Raw genomic sequence first — 25,082 nt, forward strand, 5'->3', positions numbered from 1 at the left:
AACCGTTTCTGGGGGACGCATGCTGCAAAATATCAGGGACAATTCACAAGGCTGGATTGCCAAGACCATTATCGGGATCATCGTCGCTTTGATGGCGTTCACCGGTATCGAAGCCATTTTCCAGGCTTCGGGTAATAACAAGCAGGACGTGGCCAAGGTCAATGGTGAAGAAATCACCCAGACCGAACTGAGCCAAGCCGTCGATATGCAACGGCGCCAGCTGATGCAACAGTTGGGCAAGGATTTCGATGCTTCCCTGCTGGACGAAAAACTGCTGCGCGATGCTGCCCTCAAGGGCCTGATCGACCGCAAGCTGCTGCTGCAAGGTGCTGCCGATTCCAAGTTCGGCTTCTCGGAAGCGGCGCTGGACCAGGTGATCCTGCAGACGCCGGAATTCCAGGTGGACGGCAAGTTCAACGCCGAACGCTTTGACCAGGTGATCCGCCAGCTGGGCTATAGCCGCATGCAATTCCGTCAGATGCTGACCCAGGAAATGCTGATCGGCCAGGTTCGCGCAGGCATCGCCGGCAGCGGGTTTGTTACCGACGCCGAGGTGCTGGCATTTGCCCGTCTGGAAAAACAGACCCGCGATTTCGCCACCGTCAACATCAAGGCTGACCCCGCGGCGGTGAAACTCACCGACGATGAGGTCAAAGCCTATTACGACCAGCACGCCAAAGAGTTCATGACCCCGGACCAAGTGGTCATCGACTATCTGGAATTGAAGAAGTCGTCCTTCTTCGACCAGGTTACTGTCAAGGACGATGAGCTGCAGGCTGCCTACGAGAAGGAAACCGCCAACCTCGCTGAACAGCGTCGTGCCGCGCACATCCTGATTGAAGTCAACGACAAGGTCACCGAGGCGCAAGCCAAGGCCAAGATCGAAGACATCCAGGCGCGCCTGGCCAAGGGTGAGAAGTTCGAAGCCCTGGCCAAGGAGTTCTCCCAGGATCCAGGTTCGGCCAACAATGGCGGCGACCTCGGTTTTGCCGGCCCTGGTGTTTACGACCCGGACTTCGAAACCGCCTTGTACGGCTTGAAGCAAGACCAGGTGTCGGCGCCGGTGCGCACCACCTTCGGTTGGCACCTGATCAAGTTGCTGGGCGTTGAAGCGCCTGAAGTGCCATCGTTCGCCAGCCTGAAAGACAAGCTGACCCGCGAGCTCAAGGCACAGCAGGTTGAACAGCGTTTTGTCGAAGCGACCAAGCAATTGGAAGATGCGGCATTCGAAGCCTCTGACCTGGCCCAGCCGGCGTCTGACCTGAAGCTGACCGTCCATACCTCCGCGCCGTTTGGCCGCGAGGGTGGCGAAGGTGTAGCGGCCAACCGTGCCGTGGTCACTGCCGCATTCAGCCCGGAAGTGCTGGATGAAGGTGCCAACAGCAGCGCCATCGAACTGGACCCGGAAACCATCATCGTGCTGCGTGCCAAGGAGCATCTCAAGCCGGCCCAACTGCCGCTCGAGAAGGTCGAGGCGGCCATTCGCACCCAGATGACCAAGGAGCGCGCAAGCGCTGCTGCCAAAGCCCGTGCCGACGAGTTGATCGCCAGCCTGCGTGATGGCAAGACCGCGCTGGACCAGCCGGTTGACGGCCAGGCCTGGAAGGTGACTGAGGCAGCTACCCGTGGTCAGGACTCCATCGACCCGGCCGTGCTGCAAGCCTTGTTCCGCATGCCCAAGCCTGCGGCCAAGGACAAGCCGACCTTCACCACCGTGAGCCTGCGCGATGGCAGCCTGGTGATCGTGCGCTTGAACGGCGTGAACGAAGCGGCGGCCCCTACGGACGAAGAAAAGGCGCAATACCGCCGCTTCCTCGCTTCCCGTATTGGCCAGCAGGACTTCGCGGCCTACCGCAAGCAGCTGGAAACCCAGGCAGACATCAAGAAGTATTGATGCCGGCCTGAATAAAAAGACCCCGACCTGAAAAGGCCGGGGTCTTTTTTTGCCCTTGATAAAGCGGCTACTCAGTTAAATGGGACTGTCACTGTGGCGAGGGAGCTTGCTCCCGTTGACTGCGCAGCAGTCCCGGCTTTTTAGGGCCGCTTCGCGACCCAGCGGGAGCAAGCTCCCTCGCCACAGGTTAGTGCTCTGCCTCAGATAGGCTTGGCAGCAAACTTGAGCTTGCCCCACGTCAACCCGATCACCGCCGCCAGGGTTGAAGCCGCCAATACGCTCAATTTCGCAGCCGACAGCAGGGCAGGGTCGGAAAATGCCAGGGACGAGATAAAGATCGACATGGTGAAACCGATCCCCGCTAGCAGGCCGACCAGGCCAACGCCCGTCCAGGTCACACCGTCAGGCAGTTTGCAGATGTTGAGCTTGACCAGCGCCAGGCTCGCCAGCATCACGCCCAGAGGCTTGCCGAGCACCAAGGCGAAGACGACACCCATAAATACGCCATGGGCCAGCGGGTCATCCAGATTGAAACCGTCCAGGCTCACACCGGCGTTGGCCAATGCAAACAGCGGCATTACGCCGAACGCGACCCAGGGGTGCAGCGCCGATTGAACACGCTGCACTGGCGGCAGTATTTCCCGTTGAGCTTCGCGCAATTGTTTGAGGGGCGTGGCGACTTGCTGGGCCCCTTCGGCTGGCTGCGAGAACCGGTCCATCAGCTCGTTGAAGGTGCGTTCGATGGTTTCCAGCGGGCGTTCCCGGGTGGGCTTGGAATTGACGGGGGTCATCAAGCCAAGGATCACCCCGGCGAGTGTTGGGTGCACGCCGGTCTTGAGCAGGCCAAACCACACGATAGCGCCTGGCAGCAGGTAGATCGCCGCCTTGCTGATGCCCATGCGTTGGAACACCAACACCAGGGCCAGCCCGCCGACAGCAATCACCAAGCCCATGTAGTCGAGGCTGGCGGTGAAAAAGATCGCGATGATCAGAATCGCCACGATGTCATCGATGATCGCCAAGGCCAGCAGCAGGATGCGCACGCCACTGGGAATCGATTTGCCCAGCAGCGCGAGCACGCCCACGGCAAAGGCGATGTCGGTCGCGGTGGGGACCGCCCAGCCACTCGCGGCGGGGGTGCCGTGGTTGAGCAGGGTGTAGATGAGGGCGGGCATCAGCACACCGCCCAACGCCGCGCCCAACGGCAGCGTGGCCAGCTTCAGGTTAGCGAGGGCGCCGTCTTTGATTTCCTGGCGGATCTCGGCTCCGACTACCAGAAAGAAAATGGTCATCAGCCCGTCATTCACCAGAAAATGCAGGGAGCGCGACACGCTGTAATCGCCCAGCCCGAGGGTGATGGGCGTGTTCCAGAAATGCTCGTAGGTCGCGGCGGCGGGGCTGTTGGCCCACACCAGCGCGACGATGGCGGCGAGCAGCAGCACGATACCGCTGACGGCTTCGATGTGTGAAAAGCGCTCAAGGGCGGACAGCGCGCCCTCAGTCAAACGTTGGGGGCGGGGAATGGCGGGGTGTTTATCAGGCACGACAAATCTCCATTGGCGGCCCGACCAATGCTTGGCTTTTAACCTGCGCCGTGCTTTATGCAACAACGCACCCAGGGGCGATGATAGGAAGGTGAGGAATAAGTTGTAAACAAACTTGTCATCGTGCGGGCAGCGCTTTACCCCGGATTGCACCCAGCGCCAACACGATCAATCCTAGAACTGCCCATGGAAATGCCACGACGCCCCAACGTTCGAGCAAGAGCCCGCCCACTAATCCACCTCCGGCGATGCCCAGGTTCCATACCGTAACCAACATCGATTGGGCGGTATCGGCCGAGTTGCCAGCCGACTTGGCCAGCGCGGTTTGCAATAGCGCTGGGAGGCCACCGAAGGCGAGCCCCCACAACGCCACGCTGACGTAAATGGCGACTACGCAGTTGAACCATAGTCCGAGCAGCAGGGCCGCAACGGCGAACATCGCGCAACTGATGAGGGTCAGTAGCCTCAGGTGCCGGTCAATCCAGACGCCTACCAGCCAGATGCTCAGCAGGGCCATCAGGCCGAACACCAGCAGCACGCGATCAATCTCGCGGCCGATACCGGCGGGCACCAGCAGAGGGGCGATATAGGTATAGAGAATGTTATGCGCGAGCACGTAGGTAAAGGTCACCCATAGCACCGGCCGGATGCCTGGCAACGCCAGTACCTGACGTAAGCCGAGGCGTTTGCTTGGCGGTTCACCGGCAAAATCCGGCAGTTGCCAACGCGCCCATATCAGCAGTAACAGGGTCAGGCCAGTCATGATGGCAAAACTGGCGCGCCATCCGACAAGCGTACCCAGCAGGGTGCCGGCGGGCACGCCGAGGGACAAGGCCAGCGGCGCGCCGAGCATGGCCATCGCAATCGCCCGGCCCTGCAGATGAGGTGCGACCATACGGCTGGCGTAACCCGCCAACAAGGCCCACAGCAAGCCAGCGAACACACCGGCGAAGAATCGTGCAGCCAAGGTCAAGCCATAGTGGCTGGAAAAGGCGGTGACACTGTTAACCAATGCAAAGCCGCCGATGGCGATCAACAGCAACGGCCGCCGGCGCCAACCCCGGGTCAGCAATGTCAGCGGGATAGCGGCGAGCAACGAGCCGAGCGCATAGAGCGTTACCAGTTGCCCGACCAGAGCCTGGGAGACCCCGAGCCCAGCACCGATTTGCGGTAACAAACCGGCGGGCATCGCCTCGGTCAGGATGGTGATAAAGCCGGCGCAGGCCAACGCCAGCAGACCGGCCAGGGGCAGGCGTTCAGCGTGGGGGGCTGTATCGATCAATTGGTGGCTGTCGTTCATCGGGGCTCTCCTTGAAAGGGCAAGGAGCCAGGGTAGGGGGCTGCGAGGCGCGGAAAAACAGGCTAAGGTTCCGAACTTATCGGACGTTGATGTCCGCAATCGGCAAAGGCATCACCATGGACAATCTGGGCAGCCTCTCGGTTTTTGTGCAGGTCGCGCAAACGCTTAGCTTCACCGCTGCGGGCCGCGTACTGGGCGTGTCATCGTCGGCGGTGGGTAAAAGCATTGCGCGAATGGAAGAGCGCCTGGGCGTCAGGTTGTTTCATCGCAGCACCCGCAGCATCACTCTGACCAGCGAGGGCGCGCTCTTCCTGGAACGTTCGCGGCGCATCCTGGCGGAGTTGGAAGCGGCCGAACAGGAATTGACTGAGGTCACTGCCAAGCCTCGCGGCAAGCTGCGGATCAGTGTGCCCCAAGTGCGTGGTTTGTTGATGCCGGTGATCAGCGATTTTATGCGTGCCTACCCGGACATCGAGTTGGATGTGGATTTTTCCGATCGCATGGTGGACGTGATAGAGGAGGGCTTCGACGCGGTGATTCGCACCGGCAAGCCAGAAGATTCGCGCTTGATGGTACGCCATCTAGGGCATTACCAGTTGGTCCTCGTCGGTACGCCCGGCTACTTCGACCAGCACGGCACCCCCCGTCGGCCCCAGGACCTGAATCATCACGCCTGCCTGCGGCACAAATTCTGCGCCACCGGTAAGCTGGAGCCTTGGCCGCTGCGTCATGTCCCGGGGGCTGCAGAACTGAACCTGCGCGCACCGCTGGTCAGCACCACCATCGAGTCCCTCAATCATGTGGTGCAAGAAGGACTGGGCATTGCGTGCCTGCCGGACTACATGGTCAACCAGGCCGTACAGCATGGGCGTTTGCGACGGGTGCTGGATGAGCACCTCGAACATCGCGGCAGTTTCTGGTTGCTGTGGCCGGCCAGTCGCCATGCTTCGGCCAAGCTGCGGGCCTTTATCGATCATATGTGCGCCGGGCTTTTTCCTACTGACGCCGCTGTCTGAGCTTGAGATGTTTTACCGACAGGAATCGCGCTTCAATGTCGCGTTCTGTTGCACAATACCGTCCGGACCGTTTTCTTCAGGATTTTCAATGTCGACATCATTTCACTTGCGCAATCTCGGGTTGGCGCTGGTGCTGGCGGGCGCCGCGGGCTGCTCGTCACCCAAGACCGCTATCTATGAACATGAGAATTTCGACGATTCCGGTACGTTTTCCCGCGATTACCCGGTCAGCGATGTGGCGGCCTGTGAAGCTGCGCGCCGTGCCCTGCTGAGCCAGGGCTACATCATCACCAGCAGCGATCCGAAACTGGTGGCCGGCAACAAGAGTTTCCAGCAGACCGGCGAGACCCACCTGCAGATCAGTTTCAATGTGGTGTGCGCTGCTGATGGCAAGGGCAGCAATCACTCGACGATGTTTGCCAACGCCTTGCAGGACCGCTATGCGCTGAAGAAAGTCAACAACTCCGCGAGCCTCGGTGTGGGCGTGCTGGGCTCGGTGTCGATGCCGATTGGCTCCACCGACGACTCGATGGTGAAGGTGGCAAGCGAGACCGTCTCGGCACCGAAGTTCTACGAGCGTTACTTTGCGTTGGTGGACGTGTTCCTGCCGCAGGAAGTAAAGCAGGCCGAGCATATCCCCGAGCAGCCCAAGGCCGACCTCGGCGTGCCCGAGCCCAAGACCGCTCCGGCAGCCGAGAAGGTCGAAGCGCCGAAGGAGGTGCCTGTAGCGCCTGCCGCTGCAGAGCCGCTTGCGCCGCCACCTGAGGCTGCACCGATTGCACCGGTGACAGAGCCCGCTCCGGTTGCACCGGTGACAGAGCCTGCTCCGGTTGCACCGGCGCCGACTGATCCGTCCTTGCCGGCGCCGACGGAAGCGATTCCACCGCTTCCGATGCCTGCGCAGTAACGCAATGCTGTTCTGATGTGGGAGCGGGCTTGCTCGCGAATACGGTGTAACAGTCGCCAAGTGTGTTCAATGACCCACCGCTTTCGCGAGCAAACCCGCTCCCACATTTTGATCGAGGTTGCGGTTGAGTTAAATCCAGTGATCGCCGCTACGTTTAATCCTGAAGAGCAGGAATGTCACGACGTCGACATTTTTTCGTCATGACGGCACTTTAGGCTGGGTTCGCAGGTCATTAATCTGCAACCGCTTTCAACACGAAAAGGAGTCCACCATGGACGATTACCAGGAAGAGCTGCTGGAGTATCAGGCATTCGAGCTAGACCCACTGGATCCTGCCGACGATGCCACCGAGCTGTAACACCGACTTCAGGCGGAGTGGCGCTGACTGCGGCGAAATTCCCCTGGGGTCTGGTTGTTCCAGCGTCTGAAGGCCCTTTGGAAGGCTTGGGCCGAAGCAAAACCGAGCAAGTAGGCGATCTCGCCGAACGCCAGTTCCGTATCGCGAATGTAGGTCATGGCCAGGTCGCGACGGGTGTCATTGAGGATCGCGCGAAACTGCGTGCCTTCCTCGGCCAGTTTGCGCCGCAATGTCCAGGTTGGCAGCTTCAAGCGTGCCGCCACTTCCTCCAGGTCGGGTTCCCGGCCGCCATTGAGCATCGGCCCGAGCAAACGGGTAATGCGCTCGCGCAGGCTGCGGGTGCGGGTCAACTGCTCTAATTCCCTTTCACACAGCTGTAGCAACAGGTGCCAGGTGCTTGGGCAATGCTGCGGGTTGCGCAGCGCCAGGGTGGGTTGGCTGAGGCGCAGTTGATTGACCTCGGCGCCGAAGTGGACCACGCCCTCTCCCAGCACCCTGTAGTGGTCGTGGTAGTCCGGCGCGTCGAATTCGATTTCAATGCGCTGGGCCTGCACCGGCTGTTGCGCCAGGCCAGACAATTGCTGCAGCCAGCCGGCGATGATCGAATCCACCACAAAGCGGTTATAGGTGTTGTAGGGGCTGATGGAATAAAACCTCAGCCACGCGCCTTCGGCGTCTTCATGAAAGCTTGATTGCCCGCGATAGTTGGAGCCGTACAGTGCTTCAAAGCGTGTGAGCGTGCGTGCCGCTTCGCGCACGGTGGGCGCTTGGGCGGCAGTAACGCCGGCAAGACCAGCCTGGCTCAAGCGGCTGAGCTGGCCCATACGCAGACCCAGGCCGGGGTTGCCGGTCAGTTGAATGGCCGCGTGGCCCAGGCGCATGTAGCGCGGGATCGACAAGCGTGCGCCGGCCTCAGCCAGGCGAGCTGGATCGAGGCCGTATTGCAGCAGCAGGGGCTGTGGGTCCAGGCCGTGGCTGTGGATGGCGTCGGCCAGGGTGTGCACGAAGCCCACCGACAGATCCCCCAGGCGCACCGGCTTCACGGCGCTACAGCCAGATATTCAGCAGGCGCGCACCATGGGCGTCGCCATCGGCGAAGACTTGCCCATTGCGGCTGAGAAAACTCTGGCCGGCGCTGCCCAGGTCCCAGAATTGCCCGCGCAGAAAGACGCTCATGCCCGCGGTGGCTTCGCTGACAGGTGGCTGGCTGATCAGGGTAAGACGACGCCAGGCCGCGCCCTCACTGGTTTCTTCGGGCTTGAGGCTCACTTCTGAGGGCGTAGATACGCTCTTGAAACCGCGCCACGGACGCTCCCAGGTATCGCGGCCGGTGACAAAAGCGGGTACCGCGATCAATTGCGCGCCTTGCTCGTTGAGCTTGCGGTAGTTGTCCGGGTACCAGCTGTCGCTGCCGACCAGAATGCCCAGGCGCCCGGCGGGGGTATCGACAACGTTGACGACATGCTCATCGCCAGGTTCGATGAAGCCACGTTCATCGTAGATCGGGTAAAGCTGGCGCTGCGGCTGGCCCAGCGGCAAGCCGTCGGCGGCGAACACCACGCTGGCGTTGTACAGCGCGCCGTGGCCGATCTCCAGTTGCCCCTGGATCACGCTCGGGTTGGGCAGGGCGATGGAACCGGCCACCAGGGTCACGCCAAATTCTTTGGCGAGGCCGCCAAACAACACTTGATAGTCGCGGGCCATTGCCGGGGCTTTCATGCGCAGGTACGCATCGTCCATGCGGTTGTCGCCAGTGGCGCTGATCCAGGCTTTGGCAAATTGCAGCGGGTTGCTGATCGACAGCCAGTTCATGGCGTCCTTGAGGTGAGCGGCCTGGTACAGCTCATTCTTTTCTCCGCCGAGCATCAGCCAGGTGCCGATATGTTCCGGCAGCACCACAACGGTCTTGGCATTGATCAGCCCAAGGTCCCGGGCATTTTGCAGGTAGGCCGACAGCTTCAGGTGCAGGCGTTCCAGGCTCTGGTAATCGGCAGGGAACAGTTCCGGCTGGATACCCAGCAGGTTGCCCCGGTCGGCTGGTTCGCCCTCGTTGACGGCGAGGGTGATGCGCAGGTCGGACAGGTAATGCGCCACGGGGCGCTCCTGGGTCCAGACCAAGTACGCGGCGAGTGAGGCAACCAGGGCCATGATGACGGTGAACGCTAGAAGTTTACGCATGGGGCAACAGACAACAGACCAGGTGCAGGGTTCGCGACTAGGGTAGGGCCCATGGCGTGGCTTGCCAAGGGGCGCTGTGCATTTGGATCAATAACTTGTCAGTTTCAGTCATTGAGCCGTGGTCCACCGCCTCTTAGTCTGTGGGACATAAACCGATGGCACGCCGTTCGAGTGCGCCACGTCCCGTGATGATCCGTTGTGGAGTTGTACCATGACCGCTGCTGCCTACCCGCACCTGCTGGCCCCGTTGGACCTGGGTTTTACCACCTTGCGCAACCGTACCCTGATGGGCTCGATGCACACTGGCCTGGAAGAAAAGCCCGGCGGTTTCGAGCGTATGGCCGCTTACTTTGCCGAGCGTGCCCGTGGCGGCGTGGGCCTGATGGTCACCGGCGGTATCGGCCCCAATGACGAGGGCGGCGTGTACGCCGGTGCAGCCAAGCTGACCACCGAAGAAGAGGCGCGCAAGCACAAGATCGTCACCCAGGCCGTGCACGACGCGGGTGGCAAGATCTGCATGCAGATCCTCCACGCCGGGCGTTACGCCTACAGCCCCAAGCAGGTGGCACCGAGCGCTATCCAGGCGCCCATCAACCCGTTCAAGCCCAAGGAATTGGATGAAGAGGGCATCGAAAAGCAGATCCAGGATTTTGTCACCTGCTCGCTGCTGGCCCAGGTCGCCGGGTATGACGGCGTCGAAATCATGGGTTCCGAAGGCTATTTCATTAACCAGTTCCTTGCCGCCCACACCAACCATCGCACCGACCGTTGGGGCGGCAGCTTTGAAAATCGCATGCGCCTGGCGGTGGAAATCGTGCGCCGGGTACGCGAAGCCGTAGGCCCGAACTTCATTATCATCTTCCGCCTGTCGATGCTCGACCTGGTGGAAGGCGGCAGCGTCTGGGAAGAAATCGTGCAGTTGGCCAAAGCCATCGAACAGGCCGGCGCGACGATCATCAACACCGGTATCGGCTGGCACGAAGCCCGCATCCCGACCATCGCCACCAAGGTACCCCGTGGTGCGTTCAGTAAAGTCACGGCCAAATTGCGCGGTTCGATACAGATTCCGCTGATCACCACCAACCGCATCAACACCCCGGAAATTGCTGAGCAAATCCTGGCCGAAGGCGACGCCGATATGGTCTCGATGGCGCGGCCGTTTCTCGCCGACCCCGAGTTCGTCAACAAGGCCGCCGCCGGGCGCGCCGATGAGATCAATACCTGCATCGGCTGCAACCAGGCCTGCCTGGACCACACCTTTGGCGGCAAGCTGACCACCTGCCTGGTCAACCCGCGGGCGTGCTACGAAACCGAGCTCAATTACCTGCCGGTCAAGCAGATCAAAAAGGTCGCGGTCGTCGGCGCCGGCCCTGCGGGTCTGGCCGCTGCCACCGTGGCCGCCGAGCGCGGGCATCAGGTGACCTTGTTCGACTCCGCCAGCGAGATCGGCGGCCAGTTCAATATCGCCAAGCGCGTGCCGGGCAAGGAAGAGTTCTTCGAGACCCTGCGTTATTTCAAACGCAAATTGCAGACCACCCACGTCGAGCTGTGCCTCAACACCCGTGTGGATGTTGCGCAACTGGTAGCGGGCGGTTATGACGAAGTGATCCTGGCCACCGGCATCGCACCGCGTACCCCGGCGATTCCCGGTGTCGACAACGCCAAGGTCCTGAGTTACCTGGACGTGATCCTTGAGCGCAAGCCGGTGGGCAAGCGCGTGGCCGTGATCGGCGCCGGTGGCATCGGTTTTGACGTGTCTGAATTCCTCGTGCACCAAGGCGTCTCCACCAGCCTGGATCGCGAGGCGTTCTGGAAAGAATGGGGCATCGACACCCAACTGCAAGCCCGTGGCGGCGTGGCCGGGATCAAACCCGAGCGCCACGCGCCGGCCCGTGAAGTGTTCCTGCTGCAACGCAAGGCTTCCAAGGTGGGCGACGGCCTGGGCAAGACCACGGGCTGGATCCACCGCACCGGCTTGAAGAACAAGCAGGTGCAGATGCTCAACAGCGTTGAGTACCTGAAGATCGACGATGAAGGCTTGCATATCCGCATCGGCGCTGAGGGCGAGCCGCAAGTCCTGGCGGTGGACAATATCGTCATCTGCGCCGGCCAGGACCCGCTGCGCGAATTGCACGACGGCCTGGTCGCGGCCAACCAGAACGTGCACCTGATCGGCGGCGCCGATGTGGCGGCCGAACTGGACGCCAAGCGCGCCATCAACCAGGGCTCGCGCCTGGCGGCCGAGTTGTAAGGCGACAATAGGGGCGGTGTTAGACTACCGCCCCTTTTTTCATGCAGATGCGCCCACATGGGTCCTTTCAACTGGCTGCCCCACGCGCCCCTTGAACCTTTGCAACTGGATTGGCTGAACGGCGTCGAGCTGGCCGTGCTGCGCCTGGACCGTATCGATCCGCTGATCAGCGGCAACAAGTGGTTCAAGCTCACCGAGCACTTGGCCCAGGCCCGACACGCTGGGGCCACCGGGGTGATGAGTCTCGGCGGTGCGTACTCCAACCATTTGCATGCGCTGGCGGCGGCGGGCAAGCGCTTTGGTTTTCCCACGGTCGGCCTGCTGCGGGGCCATCCTCAAGACACCCCCACGGTTCTCGACCTCACAGCCTCCGGCATGCAACTGCATTGGCTCGGTTATGGCGGTTATCGGGCGCGGCATGAAGCGGGTTTCTGGTTGCCTTGGCGCGAGCAGTATCCTGGCTTTCATCCGATACCCGAAGGCGGCGGTGGGCTGGCCGGTGCGCAGGGCTGTGGCGTGTTGGTCGAGCAGGCGCGGGCGCAACTGGACAGCCTCGGTTGGAGCGATTACGACGCCTGGTGGTTGGCGGCGGGTACCGGCACGACACTGGCCGGGCTGGCACTGGCGGAGGCGGGCGCGCATCCGGTATATGGCGCCATGGCGGTGCCGGATGACCACGGTGTGGCGCAGAACGTGAGTGCCATCGTGCAGGACGGTTATACATTGCTGGACGCCAGTCGCGGCGGCTTTGCCAAGGTCGATCCGCTGCTGCTGGACTTCATCCAGTGCACCGAACAAGCGTGCGGTCTACCGTTGGAACCGCTCTATACCGGGAAGGCGCTGCTGGCGTTGAAACAGCAGATCGAGGCTGGACGCTTCAGCCCCGGCACGCGTCTGATCTTCATCCACACCGGCGGCCTGCAAGGCCGCCGAGGCTTCAGCGACTGACGCAAACCCCTTGTGGGAACTGGCTTGCCTGCGAAAGCGGTCTTGCAGTAAGAGGCACTGTGACTGACACACCGCCTTCGCGGGCAAGCCCGCTCCCACAGGGGAGCTAATTGGCTGGGTTAAAGCCTCCTCCCACCCGGCATCATGCGCAGCGCCGTGTTATCGCGCATCACGTAATGATGAAAGATGCCCGCCAACGCGTGCAGCCCGATCAGCCAGTACCCGATCTGGCCAAACAGCACATGCCAGCCTTCAATCTCCTTGGCCAGTGCCTTGTTTTCTCCAATCAACGGCGGCAACTCCATCCCATAGAACATCACCGAGTGCCCTTCGGCGCTGACGATCAACCAACCGGCAATCGGCATGCCGATCATCAACGCGTACAACGCAGCGTGCATCAGTGTCGCCAGCAGGCTTTGCCATTGCGGCGGTGCCGGCAGGATCTTCGGCGCCACCCCCAGGCTGCGTGCAAACAGGCGCAGCCATACCAGCACAAACACGGTAAGGCCGAGCATAAAGTGCATTTCCACAATCAGCGTGCGTGCGCCGCTGCCTTTGGGGAATTGCCCGCGCAGTTCAATGCAGGCGTAGACCACCGCCAGCAGCACCACCATCAACCAGTGCAACGCAATCGACATGGTGCTGTAGCGCGTATCGGAATTTTTCCACGGCATCGCTGTGTTCCTCACTCATCAGGGCATACCTCCATTCTTTAGCGATGGAGTGCATTAACTGTATGCCTGTTTCGAGCGCTGCGCTTGTTGCCAATGCCGTTGTCTTGACTTCGGTCAGTAGGCCTGCGGCATTTCCCCGCGGGCCAGGCGCTGGTTGATGTCACTGATGACCCGTGGCAGATCGGTGATGGTGTCAATCAGGTAGTGTGGGCGTGAAGCTTCGAACATCGCCTCGATGCGCTGGCGCTCGCTGGCCAGTGTGTCGCTGTCCAGGGCGCGGAATTGCTCGTAGGTGAGGCCCAGCGCGTTGCCCGAGCAGGTCAGGGCCACGGTCCACATGCCGGCACGTCGGCCTTCGAGAATGCCCGGCACGGTGTCGTCGACCTTCACGCAGGCGGCCACATCATCAATGCCCAGGGCGATCACGTTGGCCAGTGCCTGGGCCGGCCAAGGGCGACCGTTGGGGACTTCGTCGGTAGCCACGACGTGGTCGGCGACATAGCCGTTGGTGGCGGCCAGGGCCACGACCTTGTCCATCACTTGCTTGGGATAGCCGGAGCAGGAGCCGATCTTGATCCCTTGGGCCCGCAGCGCTGCAATGGTGTCGAGGGCGCCGGGGATCAGGGCCGAGTGTTCAGCGATCTTCTCGATCTGCAGCGGCATGAAGCGCTGGTAGATGGCGGTCACATCGTCGTCGGTCGGCGTGCGGCCGAACGCCTTGCGGTAGCGTTCGGCAACCTGCGGCTGGTCGCAGAGGGTACGGATATGGTCCCACTTGCCCATGCCCATCGGGCCACGGGCTTCCTCGATAGACACCTGCACGTCGAACTCGGCGAAGGCCTCGACAAAAATCTGCGTGGGGGCGAAGGAGCCGAAATCGACCACGGTGCCGGCCCAGTCGAGGATAACGGCCTGGAGGGTGTTGGGGTTTTGATAGTTCATGGTTCAGATCCTGTGGTAATGGGGGGGTCAAATGTCCAACACTTCCATTTCTTGCAGCACCTCGGCGATGGCCTCGACCGCCGCGCGCATGCCGGCTGCGTCGACATGGCCGATGCAGCCCACGCGAAAGGTTTCCACCTGGGTCAATTTGCCGGGGTACAGGATGAAACCCTTGGCCTTGACCCGTTCGTAGAAGTCCTTGAACTGGTAGCGCGGGTCTTTTGGGGCGTGGAAGGTGACGATGATCGGCGCCTGGATTGCCGCCGGCAGAAAGCTGCGCAGGCCCAGCGCGGCCATGCCATCCAGCAGTGCCTGGCAGTTGTCCGCGTAGCGTTGATGGCGGGCGGGCAGGCCGCCTTCTTCTGCGTATTGCAGCAGCGCCTCATGCAGGGCGGCAACCACGTGGGTCGGCGGGGTGAAGCGCCATTGTCCGGTCTTGGCCATATAGGTGTGCTGGTCGAACAGGTCCATCGCCAGGGAATGGCAGTTGCCCTGGGACGCAGCCAGCGCCGCTTTTTCGGCAAAGACAAAGCCCATGCCCGGTACGCCTTCCAGGCATTTGCCCGAGGCGGCGATCAGCGCGTCGAAGGGGATTTCGCGGGCATCAATCGGTAGCGCGCCGAAGGAACTCATGGCGTCGATGATCAGGCGCTTGCCGTGGTGCTTGACCACCTGGGCGATCTCCCTCAACGGGTTGAGAATGCCGGTGCTGGTTTCACAATGAATCAGCGCGACGTGGGTGATGGCGCTGTCGGCGTGCAGCAGGCGATCCACATCGGCGGCAGTGGTGGGCTCGTCTTCGGGGGTTTCAAAGGTGCTGAATGCGCGGCCAAGCACCTCGCAGATTTTCGCGAGGCGCTTGCCGTAGGCGCCGTTGATGAGCACCAGCACCTTGCCATTGCGGGGGACCAGGGTGCCGATCGCAGCTTCGACGGCGAAGGTGCCGCTGCCTTGCAACGGCACGCAGTGGTGGCTGTCGGCGCCGTTGAGGATCGCCAGCAACTGGCTGCACACACTGGCTGTGAGCTGGTTGAAGCGGTCGTCCCACGAGCCCCAGTCCGTCATCATTGCCTGGCGGGTGCGGTTCGAGGTGGTCAGGGGGCCGGGGGTCAACAGGATCGGCGCGGCAGTGGGCATGTCAAATCCTCGCAAGGTGTTGGGGTTCAAGCTACGGCGCCTAAATTGCAGTTTGGCTTGTCATCAATCAAATTGTTTGTTGTTATGCGAGCTATCAGTGAGGCCGATAGCTATGAATCTGTTCCAACTGCGTGCATTCGATGCCGTGGCCCGTGAGGGCAGTTTTACCCGCGCGGCGGCTCGGCTGTTTATCAGCCAGCCGGCGGTGACCGGGCATATCAAGGCGCTTGAGGAGCACTACCAGATCCCGCTGTTGCGCCGCACCGCACGTCGGGTGGAATTGACCGAGGAGGGCGCACGCCTGGCGGCCATCACTCGGGCGATCTTCGGTTTGGTCGACGAGGCGCAAACCCTGCTGGAGGCCAACCGCCAGTTGCTCACCGGGCGCCTGGAAGTGGCGGCGGACGGCCCTCACTTGGTCATGCCGATGATCGCCAGCCTGCGCGCGCGCTACCCTGGCATTACCGTGAACCTGCGTTTGGGCAATGCTCAGGAAACCCTGGCGGCGCTGCTGTCCGAACATGCCGATGTGGCGGTGCTCACCGAGGTGGAGCCGCGCAATGGCCTGCACTTGCAACCCCTGGACCAGTCACGGATTTGCGCCTTGGTGCCGGCCGCACACCCGTGGGCCAAGCAGCCCGACGGTATTGAACTGGCGCAGTTGCATGAGGTGATCATGGTGCTGCGCGAGCCCAGTTCCACCACCCGCCGCACCTTTGACGACGCCTGCCTGGCGGCGAATGTGCAGCCCAAAGTGCTGCTGGAACTGGACAGTCGGGAAGCTGTGAGCGAGGCGGTGGCGGCAGAATTGGGCGTGGGCGTGGTGTCGTCGATGGAGGTCAGCCCGGACCCGCGTGTGCAGGCGGTGCCGATCCTCGGCGATGGCCTGCTGAATCGGCATATGCTCGGCTGCATGGAGCGCCGTCGCTCGCTGCGCTTGATTCAGGCGTTTTTCGAGTTGGCATGAAGGCTCTCACGCACGATCTCCAGGAAGGTCGCGACCACGCGGCGTGAACTCTGCTCTTTCAGGCACACCAGGGTTTCTTTCATGCGTTGTGTGCAATCGCGGATCGGCATGGCGTATACCCGCGCGTCGGCGCCGAACTCTGCCGCCGACACCACGCCCACGCCGATTCCCACCACCACGGCTTCCCGGGCGGCCTCGCGGCCTTCCACCTGGATCGCCGGACGAATGCGCAGGCCGGCCTGGCGCATCTCCTGCTCCAGGGTCTGACGGGTGACCGAGCCGGTTTCCCGCAGTACCAGCGGGGTGTCATCGAGGTCGGCCAGGCAGATCGACTCGCGCCCGGCCCAGGCATGGTCCCGTGCGACAAAAGCCAGCAGTTGGTCGTCGGGCAGCGGCACTGACAACAGGCGCACATCATCGACATCGCGCCCCAACAGCGCCAGGTCGGCCTGGTAGTTGTAGAGGCGCGACAGTGACTCATCGGTGTTGCCGGTTTCGATTTTTACGCTGATCCCAGGGTAGCGCTGGCAGAAGCGCGCAATCTGCGGCAGGACGTGCACGGGCGCATCCACCGCCAGAGTGAGGGTACCGGTGAGCAGGGCGCGCGAATCCTGCAGCAACTCTTCGGCTTCAGCCTCGATCACAAACAGGCGCTGGGTGATACCCAGCAGGCGTTCACCCAGATCGGTCAGGCGCACCGAACGCTTGTTGCGGTGAAACAGCAATACGCCGAAGCGCTCTTCCAGTTTGCGCACCTGGTCGGAAATCGCAGGCTGGGTCAGGAACAGCCGTTCTGCAGCGCCGGTAAAACTGCCGTGGATGGCCACTGCATGGAAGGCTTTGAGCTGGGCATGGGAAACCGACATGGTGCGTCCTCTTAAAACCTGGGCTTATATTTGAAATACGATAAATCGATTTTACCTATGAGTCAGCCATTGCTTTGATGCACCTCAGTTGCCGTAGGTTGAGTCCTACAACCACGGCGGCCATGGGCGCAGGCACACAGCACCCATCTGACCAATACCGCGCTATTCAAGGCCCGGCATTGCAGTGCTCAACCATAAGAACAACAGGCGTTTTCTTTCGATTCTGCCGGCACACTCACACCTGAGGTCAGAACCACCATGAATATCCCTATGGGTAGCATCAAGCGTTGGCGCGTGCAGATTTTCGCCATTACCTGGCTGGCGTACGCCGCGTTCTATTTCACTCGCAAAGCCTTTTCGGTGGCAAAGCTGGGAATTGGCGACGACCCGAGTTTCCCCCTCGACAAAATGACGATGGCTAACCTGGATGGCCTCTATCTCGCAGCGTATGCGGTGGGCCAGTTCACCTGGGGCATGCTTGCAGACCGCTTCGGGCCACGGGTAGTGGTGCTCGGTGGCTTGTTGATTTCCGCAGGCGCGGCGCTGGTGATGGGCACCTTTGCCACTTTGCCGATTTTTGTCACCTGCATGTTGGTACAGGGCTTGGCCCAGTCCACTGGCTGGTCGGGGTTGTGCAAGAACCTCGGTAGTTTCTTCCCGGCCCAGCAGCGGGGGCGGGTGCTGGGGCTGTGGAGTTCGTGTTATGCATTTGGCGGGTTGGTCGCGTCACCGTTTGCCGGTTGGTGGGCTTATACGCTGATCGGCAGCTGGCATGCGGCGTTTATTTCCAGCGCCGCAGTGGTGGCGGTGGTGGCCGTGCTGTTCTTTATGTTCCAACGCAATACTCCACAGGATGTGGGTTTGCCGGCAGTCGAACCCGAGCCCGTGTTGAGCGCCGAGCAGTTGGCCGCCGAGCAGCGCGTGAGCGTACTCGAACCCCTGCGCGCAATCCTGCGCAACCGTACGGTGTTGACCCTGGGGCTGGCGTACTTCCTGCTCAAACCGGCGCGCTACGCGATTCTGTTGTGGGGGCCGGTGATCGTCTACGAGCAGATGCCGTCGGTGGGCAAGGTCGGCGCCGCCATCGTGCCCACCGCGTTTGAGCTGGCCGGTTTACTGGGGCCGGTGTTGATCGGCCTGGCCTCCGACAAACTGTTCGGTGCTCGGCGCATGCCCGCCTGTGTGCTCAGCCTGTTGGCGCTGACGGTTGCCCTGGCGTTGTTTATGGGCGCGCTGCACACCGGCAGTGTGGTGCTGGTGATGACGTTGCTGTTTGTCATGGGGCTGACGCTGTATGGGCCGGACTCGATGATCAGCAGCACGGCGGCCATCGACTTCGGCACCGCCAAGGCCGGCGCTACCGCTGCGGGCTTTGTCAACGGCTGCGGTTCGGTGGGGGCGATCCTGGGTGGCTTGCTGCCAGGCTATTTCGATACCGTGACGGTATTTATTGTGTTTGCCGGTGCGGCACTGTTTTCGTCGCTGGTGCTGATGCCCTACTGGAATGCCAGGCCCGCCGTACTGGAACAGGCCGGGGATTTTGTGCCGGACCGCAATGCGGTGATCAAACCCTTGCGCACCTGAGTACCCTGGCCGGTTTTTTGGTGGAACGAAGCGTTCTCGCGCTATAAACTCTGCCCCCAAAGCGCCGGCCAGTAGACGTTTCGGCGCGATGGGAATAAGAGAGTGAGTCATGGGCGCACAGTGGAAAGTCAAACATAAAGAAGCGGCAGCCAATGCCAAGGGCAAGATTTTCGGCAAGCTGGTGAAAGAAATCACCATCGCCGCCCGCAACGGCGCCGATACCGCGACCAACGCGCACCTGCGCCTGGTGGTGGAACAGGCCAAAAAAGCCTCGATGCCCAAGGAAACCCTGGACCGCGCAATCAAAAAGGGCGCCGGTCTGCTCGGTGAGACCGTGCAATACCACCGCGTGACCTACGAAGGTTTCGCGCCGCACCAGGTGCCTTTGATCGTCGAGTGCGTGACCGACAACATCAACCGCACCGTGGCGGAAATCCGCGTGGCCTTCCGCAAGGGCCAACTGGGCGCTTCCGGTTCGGTGGCCTGGGATTTCAACCATGTGGGCCTGATCGAAGCATCGCCGGACACGCCAGACGCCGATCCAGAAATGGCCGCCATCGAAGCCGGCGCCCAGGACTTTGAAGAGGGTGAAGAAGGCGCCACCTTGTTCATTACCGAAACCACCGACCTGGATGCCGTGCAGAAAGCCTTGCCGGAGCAGGGCTTTACCGTGCTGTCGGCCAAGCTGGGCTATATCTCCAAGAACCCGGTCAGCGGTTTGACCGATGAGCAGATGGCTGAAGTCGAGGCGTTCCTGGAAGGCCTGGACAACCATGATGATGTGCAGGATATGTTTGTCGGCCTGGCGGGCTGATGTTTATCTGAGTACACGCGGTCAACCTGTGGGAGCGGGCTTGCTCGCGAATGCGGTGTGACAGTCAACAGATGTATTGGCTGTTCCACCGCATTCGCGAGCAAGCCCGCTCCCACATTGGTTTAGTGGTGTTGCATAGATTCGAGCAAGACCTCAATTTCTTCAAAGCCCGGCCGCGCCAGCACATCCGGCTGGCAGCAGCGTTGTTGCAGTGCCTGCAAGCCTTCGTCACTGGCCTCAACCCGCTCCAACATTTCCCCCAGCAACACTCCGAACGCGCGCACTTCAATACGCTGCAGCGCACGGGTTTCCAACGTGTCCGCCGTGGCATGGAAGGAGGCCGCGCCAAAGTCTCCCAGCAAGCAATCACCTTCTGCGTTCCACAAAATATTGTGACCATACAGGTCACCATGGGTAATGCCGTGCCGATGCAGGTGCGCCGCCACCGAAGCAATGCCCTGCGCCATGCGCAGTGCTACGTCCAGGCTGAAACGGGTGGTGGGTGCGTAGACATCCCGCGTGCACGACGCCAGGCTCGGCAGGGCTGCGAGGTTGCGGTAACTCGGGTCGATCAGCTCCATCACCAGGGCGGCCTGGTTATCGGGATGGCCGACGACGCGTCCTTCAACCTTGATCAGGCTGGGATGCAGGCCGGCAGCGATGCAGGCTTGCATTTCATGCAGCGGTGAACCGTCGCTGGTGATGGTGCCCTTGTACAGCTTGACCGCGACCGGCAACGCCCGGGGTTTCCACAGCGCCTTGCGAATAATCCCCGAAGCGCCTTCGCCAAGGACTTCGCCCATGTCCAGCTCCTGCCAGGCGATGTTCGGCGTCGCCTCATCACTGCTCACCTGCACGGCCATTTCCACCGGGTTGCCGGCGTAGGCCAGCCAGGTCAGGCTCGGCAGGGTCAGCAGCCACTGCGGTAGCTGGGTGAGGCGGTTGGAGGCGATACGGATCAACTCCAGGTGTTGGCACTGGGCCAGGCTTGGCGGCAGGTCGGTCAACTGGTTACCGGCCAACATCAACTTTTGCAGTAACGGGCGCTGACCCAGTTCATCGGGCAATTGGCTGATGCAGTTGTCGGTGAGGATTAGCCAGCGCAACTGTGGCGGCAGGGCGGCGGCGGCTACCTGGCTGATCTGGTTGGCCTTGAAGCCGATCATGCTCAGCTTGGCGCACTGGCCCAGGCATTCGGGCAGTTCGGTAAAAGCGTTGTCCGAACAGAACAGCACGCGCAGGTTCGTCAGGCGGTGCAGGTCGTCGGGCAGGCTGCTCAGGGCGTTGCCGGTGAGGTTGAGGATTTCCAGCGAGTCGGCCAGTTCGAAGATTTCCCGGGGAAACTCGGTCAGCCCGCAGGCAAGGTCCAGGCGTGTAGCGCCGGCCAATTGGCCAGCCTTGAGTTGGGCGAGGGTATTCATGCAGGGCGCGGTGCTCGGAAGGGGGCGTAAAAGGCGCTCATGATAGCGGCTCGGGCGCGGGTTGCGGGCACAGCGTGTGCAATTGGCGCAGGCGGCTGGCGGTGCGGGCGAGGTCGATGGCCTGGCCTTCCAGGCATTTATCCAGGGGCTGGTGACCGATAAGTGTCAGTTGCTTGTCCTGGTCGTAGAGCACGTCTACCAGGTTGATAAAGCGCTGTTGCACGGCGATGGGGCATTCGGCCAACTGCGGTAGGCCGTCGATGATCCAGTGGTCGAAGTCCTGGCACAACAACAGGTAATCCATGACCGCCGTGAGCTGTTCGCACAGGTCGTTGAAGGTAAATGCGATGGTTCGTGCCTGATGGCCTCGGCACTGTAACTGCCGAGTGCCGACCTTCAGGGTTTGCACCGGGCAATCTGTGGCAGGCAGGCCCAGGCTTTCACGCTGGCCTGTTGTACCTGGCCATACATACTGGCCGCCCGTGAAGCGTTGTTGGGCGTGGGCCTGAGCCAGGCTGCGAAAGTCCTGAGGCGCACTGACTTCCAGCACCTCCATGCGCGCGGCGATCAGCTCGATCACCGGCTTGAAACGTTCGTGGTACAGCGGGTGGGACAGCAATCCTTCGGGTGGGTAGTTGGAGGTCACCAGCACCAGCACGCCGCGCTGGAACAGGGCCTTGAACAGGCGGCTGATGAGCATCGCATCGCCGATATCGTGCACATGGAATTCGTCGAAACACAGCACTCGGCAGCCGGTCAGCAGCTCGTCCAGAGTGGCGCCCAAGGCATCGTCATGCTCGCGGTGCAGGAACATGCCCTGGTGCAGCCGGGCGAAGAAGGTGTGGAAATGCACGCGCTGCTTCTCGGCGATGGGCAACGCCTGGAAAAATCCGTCCAACAGCCAGCTTTTGCCACGCCCCACCGGGCCGTGCAGGTACAGGCTGCGCGTGACCTGGCCGTTGAGCAGGTGCTGGGCCTCGCGATTCAGGGCGGTAATCGCCCGGATTTGCCCATCACTGAGGGTATAGCCCTGTTGTACGGCTTTTTTTTGAAAATACGCCGGGATAGGCGAGGCGTCCGAGGCGTCGGTTTTTTTACCCAGCAGGCGCTGGAGCAGGGCAAGCACGGCCAAGAATAATCACTCTGTATTGCGGTGGTCGTTCACTGTAGGACGCTCGATGCCGTTTGACCAATAGGAAAGGGCCCCAAGCCATGCAAACTGGCACTTTCGCGTTAACTGGCTAACCTCATACACAGTTGTCACCCCTGTATAAGGAATTGGGGCTGTGAAGGGACCGGCGGTATTGGCTGTCATGGGCACGATGCTCTGCAACACGGTGTTTGCTGCGCAACTCCAGGTGGAGGTGCGCATCGACGTGCAGCGGGGTTGCCAGTTGGTGGGCACCACCCGCAATGCGGGCATTGAGCAACTTGGCGTATTGGATTTCGGCAGCGGCCCGCGTCTGGATGACCCGGCCGGCCCCCTGAGTGCGGCCCTGATCAGCCAACGCCAGCCGCGCCTGGAATGTAACCCCGACACGCCTTACCAAGTGCGCGTTGACGGCGGCCTGCATGGCGGCGTCGGCGAAGTACGTTATCTCGCCAATCCGGCGCCCTCCAGTCGGCCCATCCCCTATCGAATCTATGCCGACGCCGCGCGGCTGATCCCCTTGCCGGTGGACGTGCCGATCAGCGGCCGCGTGCCGGACACCGGCTCTGTCGACCTGCCGCTGTATGGCCGCATCGAACCGCTCAAAGGCATTCCCGCTGTCGGCCGTTATTCCGACCTGCTCAAGGTCACGGTCACATGGTAAGCCGCTACCTGGCTGTGACGGCCCTGGGTGGCCTGCTGTTGCTGGCGGATGACGCGCAGGCGGCGGTGGTCAACGGCCAGGTCCACGTGCGTTTGGTGATCACCGCCAGTTGCGAAGTGAGCAAAGACGTGGAAACCGCGCCGGTCACGCCTGAGGGCGGCACGGCGCTAATGGATTTCGGCAGCCAGGGGCCGACCTGGAGCAACACGCTGGGCGCGTCGATTTCCGATGCCGACAAGGCGCCGCTGTCGGTGTCCTGCAACCCCTCGGTGGTCAGCAGTTTCACGGTGACCATCGACGGCGGCGCTAATGGCGACGGCACCACGCGGCGCCTGAGCAATGGCCGCCAGACCATTCCTTATCGACTGTCGGCTGATCCCCAGGGGCGCAGTGCCTACAGGATCGGCCAGCAACGCAATTTCGTCGTGACCCAGGGCGCCCAGGTACCGATCCCGGTATTCGGTTCCGTGGTGGCGAATACCAGGGCCCTACCGGCCGGCATCTACACAGACACCCTGACGGTGACTCTGGATTGGTAAACCATGAGGATGGATATCATGCATGTACTTGTATCGCGAATCGGCCTCTGTGCCCTGGGCCTGGGGCTGGCGTCCAGCCTGAACGCGGCGACCACGGTGACCGGGCAGATCAGTTCCAGCCTGACCTTGATCGCCAGTTGCCAGGTCAACGGCTCCGGGGCGGCCACCGGGTTGAATTTCGGTAGCTTGAACTTCGGCACCACCAACAGCCTGTTTACCAATGCCGACGCCCAGTTGCTCGGCGGCACCGGTACCGGCGGCGCGTTGTCGATCCTGTGTTCGGCTGGCACCGCGCCAACGATCAAGGTGCGTGCCGGCGCCCACGACGGTGCTTCCCCCGGTGGCACCCGTGCGCTGGCCGATGGCGTGGGTAACTTCGTGCCCTACGATTTCTACACTGACAGCGGGCGTTCAGCGCTGTTGGCGATTGACGGCGTGGTGACCCTCGCCACCAGTACCGGCGTGGCGCAGACCGTCAACCTTTACGGCCGGGCGGTGGGCAAGGCGGGACTGCCAGCGGGCACCTACACCGACACCGTGGCCGTGGAACTGACGTTCTAACGATGTGGCCCAGGGTGTTGCTCGCCATCGGCCTGGCGATACCGTTGCCGCTGTCGGCGGTGGTCAACCAGAGCTTCCAGGTGAGTGCGACCATCACGCCGGGCTGTCTGATCGTGGGCGGCGGCGCCAACTACGGCACCTTGGCCTACGGCAGCTATTCGGCCCTGGCCACCAGCACGGTCACAGCGGCTCTCACTGGCGGCGTAACCCTGCAATGCACGCCGGGCGTGGCCCTGAGCATGAGCGTGGATGGCGGCCTGTACAGCAGCACCGGGCGCAATTTGCAGCTCAACAGTGGTAGCGCGCGGGTGGCTTACCAATTGTTTCGCGATGCGGCGTTCAGCCAGAGCCTGGGGATCAACCAGAGCGTCAGCGTGACCTACAGCGATGCGAGCAACATCAGCCTGCCGATTTACGGGCGGGTGGTTTTACCGGGCAATCAGCCTGGGGGGACGTACAGCGACACGCTGCAGGTGCAGCTGACGTGGTAGGGCTAACGGTTTTAAGGAGGGGTGTCATGGGTTGTGCTTTGCGACGGTTATGGACCGCGGGTTTCGCCTTGGGGGCGTTATGCTCGGCAGGGTTTGTACAGGCGGCCAGTTCGGTGCTGATCTGGCCCATCGACCCGGTGCTGGAGGCTGACCAACAGGCCAGCGCGCTGTGGCTGGAGAACCGTGGCACCGAGACCGCCAACCTGCAGATCCGCGTGTTTGCCTGGAGCCAGAATGGCTTTGACGAGCAGTACCAGAACCAGCGCGATGTGATCGGCAGCCCGCCGGTGGCCAAGATCGAGCCGGGCCAGAAGCAACTGGTGCGCCTGACCCGCACCCGGGAAGTGCCGCCGGGGCAGGAGTTGGCCTATCGCATCATCATTGATGAAATCCCCTCGGCGTTGCAGGTGCCGGCGCCGCCGGAGGGCAAGAACACGGCGGCGGCGATTCGCTTTCAGATGCGTTATTCGGTGCCGCTGTTTGCCTACGGCGCCGGCTTGTGGAGCAAAGATGACGCTACCCGCCAGCGCGACCCCAAGGGCGCGGGCAAGCCGCAGTTGAGCTGGCAAAAGGTCAACGTGGCAGGGCGCAACTACATCGAGGTGCGCAACCAGGGCGCCGTGCATGCGCGGCTTACCGATGCGTCATTCAAACAGGGCGGGCAGACCCGGCCGTTGGTGGACGGCCTGCTCGGCTATGTGCTGCCGGGCGCGAGCATGCGCTGGCCGGTGCCGGATGCCGTATCGGCCGACCAGCCGTTGCAGGTCCGGGTCAACGGCGCACCGCAACTGGAGAGCCTGGCGCCCAAGCGATAGCCGTGATGTAGCGCAACGGGCACACGCCCGGGTTTTAACAGGATGGAGATGTCCATTGAAG

At 62.1% G+C, this 25,082-nt stretch carries 23 protein-coding genes; 13 read left to right on the forward strand and 10 right to left on the reverse strand.

Going from position 1 to position 25,082, the window contains the following annotated elements:
• Positions 1-19 precede the first annotated feature (19 nt).
• Positions 20-1,894 carry a SurA N-terminal domain-containing protein gene (locus AC07S6_RS19985; protein WP_495112867.1) on the forward strand — a complete coding sequence of 625 codons (1,875 nt, stop codon included), beginning with the start codon at positions 20-22 and terminating at the stop codon, positions 1,892-1,894.
• 200 nt (positions 1,895-2,094) lie between these two features.
• On the opposite strand, the gene nhaA is transcribed toward AC07S6_RS19985, so the two are convergent.
• Both nhaA and AC07S6_RS19995 read right to left on the reverse strand, forming a co-directional pair.
• Positions 2,095-3,438, reverse strand: a complete 1,344-nt coding sequence (gene nhaA / locus AC07S6_RS19990; RefSeq protein WP_032903442.1) for a Na+/H+ antiporter NhaA — start codon at positions 3,436-3,438, stop codon at positions 2,095-2,097.
• Between the two features lie 118 nt (positions 3,439-3,556).
• On the reverse strand, positions 3,557-4,738 hold the full coding sequence (locus AC07S6_RS19995) for an MFS transporter (RefSeq protein WP_495112868.1): 1,182 nt from the start codon (positions 4,736-4,738) through the stop codon (positions 3,557-3,559).
• 116 nt (positions 4,739-4,854) lie between these two features.
• Here AC07S6_RS19995 and AC07S6_RS20000 point away from each other — a divergent pair, with 116 nt between their 5' ends.
• Both AC07S6_RS20000 and AC07S6_RS20005 read left to right on the forward strand, forming a co-directional pair.
• Positions 4,855-5,754 carry a LysR family transcriptional regulator gene (locus AC07S6_RS20000; protein WP_490615061.1) on the forward strand — a complete coding sequence of 300 codons (900 nt, stop codon included), beginning with the start codon at positions 4,855-4,857 and terminating at the stop codon, positions 5,752-5,754.
• A gap of 88 nt (positions 5,755-5,842) precedes the next feature.
• On the forward strand, positions 5,843-6,661 hold the full coding sequence (locus AC07S6_RS20005; RefSeq protein WP_495112869.1) for a DUF2242 domain-containing protein: 819 nt from the start codon (positions 5,843-5,845) through the stop codon (positions 6,659-6,661).
• 366 nt (positions 6,662-7,027) lie between these two features.
• On the opposite strand, the gene AC07S6_RS20010 is transcribed toward AC07S6_RS20005, so the two are convergent.
• Positions 7,028-8,062 (reverse strand): AraC family transcriptional regulator, encoded by a 1,035-nt coding sequence (locus tag AC07S6_RS20010; protein ID WP_034127942.1) that lies wholly within the window; start codon positions 8,060-8,062, stop codon positions 7,028-7,030.
• Between the two features lie 4 nt (positions 8,063-8,066).
• Complete coding sequence (locus AC07S6_RS20015; RefSeq protein ID WP_054897261.1) at positions 8,067-9,197, reverse strand: carbon-nitrogen hydrolase family protein; 1,131 nt, start codon at positions 9,195-9,197, stop codon at positions 8,067-8,069.
• 211 nt (positions 9,198-9,408) lie between these two features.
• Here AC07S6_RS20015 and AC07S6_RS20020 point away from each other — a divergent pair, with 211 nt between their 5' ends.
• Complete coding sequence (locus tag AC07S6_RS20020; RefSeq protein WP_495112870.1) at positions 9,409-11,448, forward strand: oxidoreductase; 2,040 nt, start codon at positions 9,409-9,411, stop codon at positions 11,446-11,448.
• 57 nt (positions 11,449-11,505) lie between these two features.
• Entirely contained in the window at positions 11,506-12,396 is an 891-nt protein-coding gene (locus AC07S6_RS20025) for a 1-aminocyclopropane-1-carboxylate deaminase/D-cysteine desulfhydrase (protein WP_495112871.1), read from the forward strand.
• A 119-nt stretch (positions 12,397-12,515) separates the two neighbouring features.
• Here the strand turns inward: AC07S6_RS20025 and AC07S6_RS20030 are convergent, their stop codons facing one another.
• The 3 genes from AC07S6_RS20030 to AC07S6_RS20040 form a co-directional block, all read right to left on the reverse strand.
• Positions 12,516-13,070, reverse strand: coding sequence for a cytochrome b (locus AC07S6_RS20030; protein ID WP_034127939.1), 555 nt, complete (start codon positions 13,068-13,070; stop codon positions 12,516-12,518).
• A gap of 114 nt (positions 13,071-13,184) precedes the next feature.
• The gene (gene phnX / locus AC07S6_RS20035) at positions 13,185-14,012 is read right to left on the reverse strand and encodes a phosphonoacetaldehyde hydrolase (RefSeq protein WP_014718977.1); all 828 of its coding nucleotides are present in this window, start codon (positions 14,010-14,012) and stop codon (positions 13,185-13,187) included.
• 27 nt (positions 14,013-14,039) lie between these two features.
• Positions 14,040-15,149 carry a 2-aminoethylphosphonate--pyruvate transaminase gene (locus AC07S6_RS20040; RefSeq protein ID WP_495112872.1) on the reverse strand — a complete coding sequence of 370 codons (1,110 nt, stop codon included), beginning with the start codon at positions 15,147-15,149 and terminating at the stop codon, positions 14,040-14,042.
• 112 nt (positions 15,150-15,261) lie between these two features.
• Here AC07S6_RS20040 and AC07S6_RS20045 point away from each other — a divergent pair, with 112 nt between their 5' ends.
• On the forward strand, positions 15,262-16,116 hold the full coding sequence (locus tag AC07S6_RS20045) for a LysR substrate-binding domain-containing protein (protein WP_127880734.1): 855 nt from the start codon (positions 15,262-15,264) through the stop codon (positions 16,114-16,116).
• Here AC07S6_RS20045 and AC07S6_RS20050 read toward each other — a convergent pair.
• Positions 16,092-16,982 (reverse strand): LysR substrate-binding domain-containing protein, encoded by an 891-nt coding sequence (locus tag AC07S6_RS20050; RefSeq protein ID WP_034127935.1) that lies wholly within the window; start codon positions 16,980-16,982, stop codon positions 16,092-16,094. The two genes, AC07S6_RS20045 and AC07S6_RS20050, sit on opposite strands and share 25 nt — an antisense overlap.
• Before the next feature lie 258 nt (positions 16,983-17,240).
• Between AC07S6_RS20050 and AC07S6_RS20055 the strand changes: the two genes are divergently transcribed.
• Complete coding sequence (locus AC07S6_RS20055) at positions 17,241-18,566, forward strand: MFS transporter (RefSeq protein ID WP_495112873.1); 1,326 nt, start codon at positions 17,241-17,243, stop codon at positions 18,564-18,566.
• Positions 18,567-18,675: 109 nt separating this feature from the next.
• A complete protein-coding gene (locus AC07S6_RS20060; protein ID WP_003192227.1) occupies positions 18,676-19,380 on the forward strand; it encodes a YebC/PmpR family DNA-binding transcriptional regulator in 705 nt (234 codons plus the stop codon).
• Positions 19,381-19,502: 122 nt separating this feature from the next.
• On the opposite strand, the gene AC07S6_RS20065 is transcribed toward AC07S6_RS20060, so the two are convergent.
• Together AC07S6_RS20065 and zapE are read right to left on the reverse strand one after the other, a co-directional pair.
• Positions 19,503-20,801 carry a protein kinase gene (locus AC07S6_RS20065; RefSeq protein WP_495112874.1) on the reverse strand — a complete coding sequence of 433 codons (1,299 nt, stop codon included), beginning with the start codon at positions 20,799-20,801 and terminating at the stop codon, positions 19,503-19,505.
• Positions 20,802-20,838: 37 nt separating this feature from the next.
• Positions 20,839-21,933 (reverse strand): cell division protein ZapE, encoded by a 1,095-nt coding sequence (gene zapE / locus AC07S6_RS20070; RefSeq protein WP_495112875.1) that lies wholly within the window; start codon positions 21,931-21,933, stop codon positions 20,839-20,841.
• A gap of 181 nt (positions 21,934-22,114) precedes the next feature.
• Here zapE and AC07S6_RS20075 point away from each other — a divergent pair, with 181 nt between their 5' ends.
• From AC07S6_RS20075 to AC07S6_RS20095, 5 genes are read left to right on the forward strand one after another with little or no spacing between them, the layout of a single operon-like run.
• Positions 22,115-22,615 (forward strand): Csu type fimbrial protein, encoded by a 501-nt coding sequence (locus AC07S6_RS20075; RefSeq protein ID WP_425049066.1) that lies wholly within the window; start codon positions 22,115-22,117, stop codon positions 22,613-22,615.
• Positions 22,609-23,154 carry a Csu type fimbrial protein gene (locus tag AC07S6_RS20080; RefSeq protein WP_495112876.1) on the forward strand — a complete coding sequence of 182 codons (546 nt, stop codon included), beginning with the start codon at positions 22,609-22,611 and terminating at the stop codon, positions 23,152-23,154. Before AC07S6_RS20075 ends, AC07S6_RS20080 begins: the two co-directional genes overlap by 7 nt.
• Before the next feature lie 18 nt (positions 23,155-23,172).
• Entirely contained in the window at positions 23,173-23,715 is a 543-nt protein-coding gene (locus tag AC07S6_RS20085; protein WP_003192220.1) for a Csu type fimbrial protein, read from the forward strand.
• A gap of 2 nt (positions 23,716-23,717) precedes the next feature.
• Positions 23,718-24,206 carry a Csu type fimbrial protein gene (locus tag AC07S6_RS20090; RefSeq protein ID WP_014718968.1) on the forward strand — a complete coding sequence of 163 codons (489 nt, stop codon included), beginning with the start codon at positions 23,718-23,720 and terminating at the stop codon, positions 24,204-24,206.
• A gap of 26 nt (positions 24,207-24,232) precedes the next feature.
• The gene (locus tag AC07S6_RS20095) at positions 24,233-25,021 is read left to right on the forward strand and encodes a fimbrial biogenesis chaperone (protein WP_014718967.1); all 789 of its coding nucleotides are present in this window, start codon (positions 24,233-24,235) and stop codon (positions 25,019-25,021) included.
• Positions 25,022-25,082 lie beyond the last annotated feature (61 nt).

This window comes from Pseudomonas sp. GW821-FHT07B01 (assembly GCF_059419065.1).

Coding starts and splice junctions, on each gene's coding strand:
- AC07S6_RS20045 (WP_127880734.1), top strand. CDS start 15,262: ATGAATCTGTTCCAACTGCGTGCATTCGATGCCGTGGCCCGTGAGGGC.
- AC07S6_RS20060 (WP_003192227.1), top strand. CDS start 18,676: ATGGGCGCACAGTGGAAAGTCAAACATAAAGAAGCGGCAGCCAATGCC.
- AC07S6_RS20050 (WP_034127935.1), bottom strand. CDS start 16,982: ATGTCGGTTTCCCATGCCCAGCTCAAAGCCTTCCATGCAGTGGCCATC.
- AC07S6_RS20000 (WP_490615061.1), top strand. CDS start 4,855: ATGGACAATCTGGGCAGCCTCTCGGTTTTTGTGCAGGTCGCGCAAACG.
- AC07S6_RS20080 (WP_495112876.1), top strand. CDS start 22,609: ATGGTAAGCCGCTACCTGGCTGTGACGGCCCTGGGTGGCCTGCTGTTG.
- AC07S6_RS20025 (WP_495112871.1), top strand. CDS start 11,506: ATGGGTCCTTTCAACTGGCTGCCCCACGCGCCCCTTGAACCTTTGCAA.
- AC07S6_RS20075 (WP_425049066.1), top strand. CDS start 22,115: ATGGGCACGATGCTCTGCAACACGGTGTTTGCTGCGCAACTCCAGGTG.
- phnX (WP_014718977.1), bottom strand. CDS start 14,012: ATGAACTATCAAAACCCCAACACCCTCCAGGCCGTTATCCTCGACTGG.
- AC07S6_RS20055 (WP_495112873.1), top strand. CDS start 17,241: ATGAATATCCCTATGGGTAGCATCAAGCGTTGGCGCGTGCAGATTTTC.
- AC07S6_RS19995 (WP_495112868.1), bottom strand. CDS start 4,738: ATGAACGACAGCCACCAATTGATCGATACAGCCCCCCACGCTGAACGC.
- AC07S6_RS20020 (WP_495112870.1), top strand. CDS start 9,409: ATGACCGCTGCTGCCTACCCGCACCTGCTGGCCCCGTTGGACCTGGGT.
- AC07S6_RS19985 (WP_495112867.1), top strand. CDS start 20: ATGCTGCAAAATATCAGGGACAATTCACAAGGCTGGATTGCCAAGACC.
- AC07S6_RS20090 (WP_014718968.1), top strand. CDS start 23,718: ATGTGGCCCAGGGTGTTGCTCGCCATCGGCCTGGCGATACCGTTGCCG.
- AC07S6_RS20005 (WP_495112869.1), top strand. CDS start 5,843: ATGTCGACATCATTTCACTTGCGCAATCTCGGGTTGGCGCTGGTGCTG.
- AC07S6_RS20040 (WP_495112872.1), bottom strand. CDS start 15,149: ATGCCCACTGCCGCGCCGATCCTGTTGACCCCCGGCCCCCTGACCACC.
- AC07S6_RS20030 (WP_034127939.1), bottom strand. CDS start 13,070: ATGCCGTGGAAAAATTCCGATACGCGCTACAGCACCATGTCGATTGCG.
- AC07S6_RS20095 (WP_014718967.1), top strand. CDS start 24,233: ATGGGTTGTGCTTTGCGACGGTTATGGACCGCGGGTTTCGCCTTGGGG.
- AC07S6_RS20085 (WP_003192220.1), top strand. CDS start 23,173: ATGCATGTACTTGTATCGCGAATCGGCCTCTGTGCCCTGGGCCTGGGG.
- AC07S6_RS20065 (WP_495112874.1), bottom strand. CDS start 20,801: ATGAATACCCTCGCCCAACTCAAGGCTGGCCAATTGGCCGGCGCTACA.
- AC07S6_RS20015 (WP_054897261.1), bottom strand. CDS start 9,197: ATGCGTAAACTTCTAGCGTTCACCGTCATCATGGCCCTGGTTGCCTCA.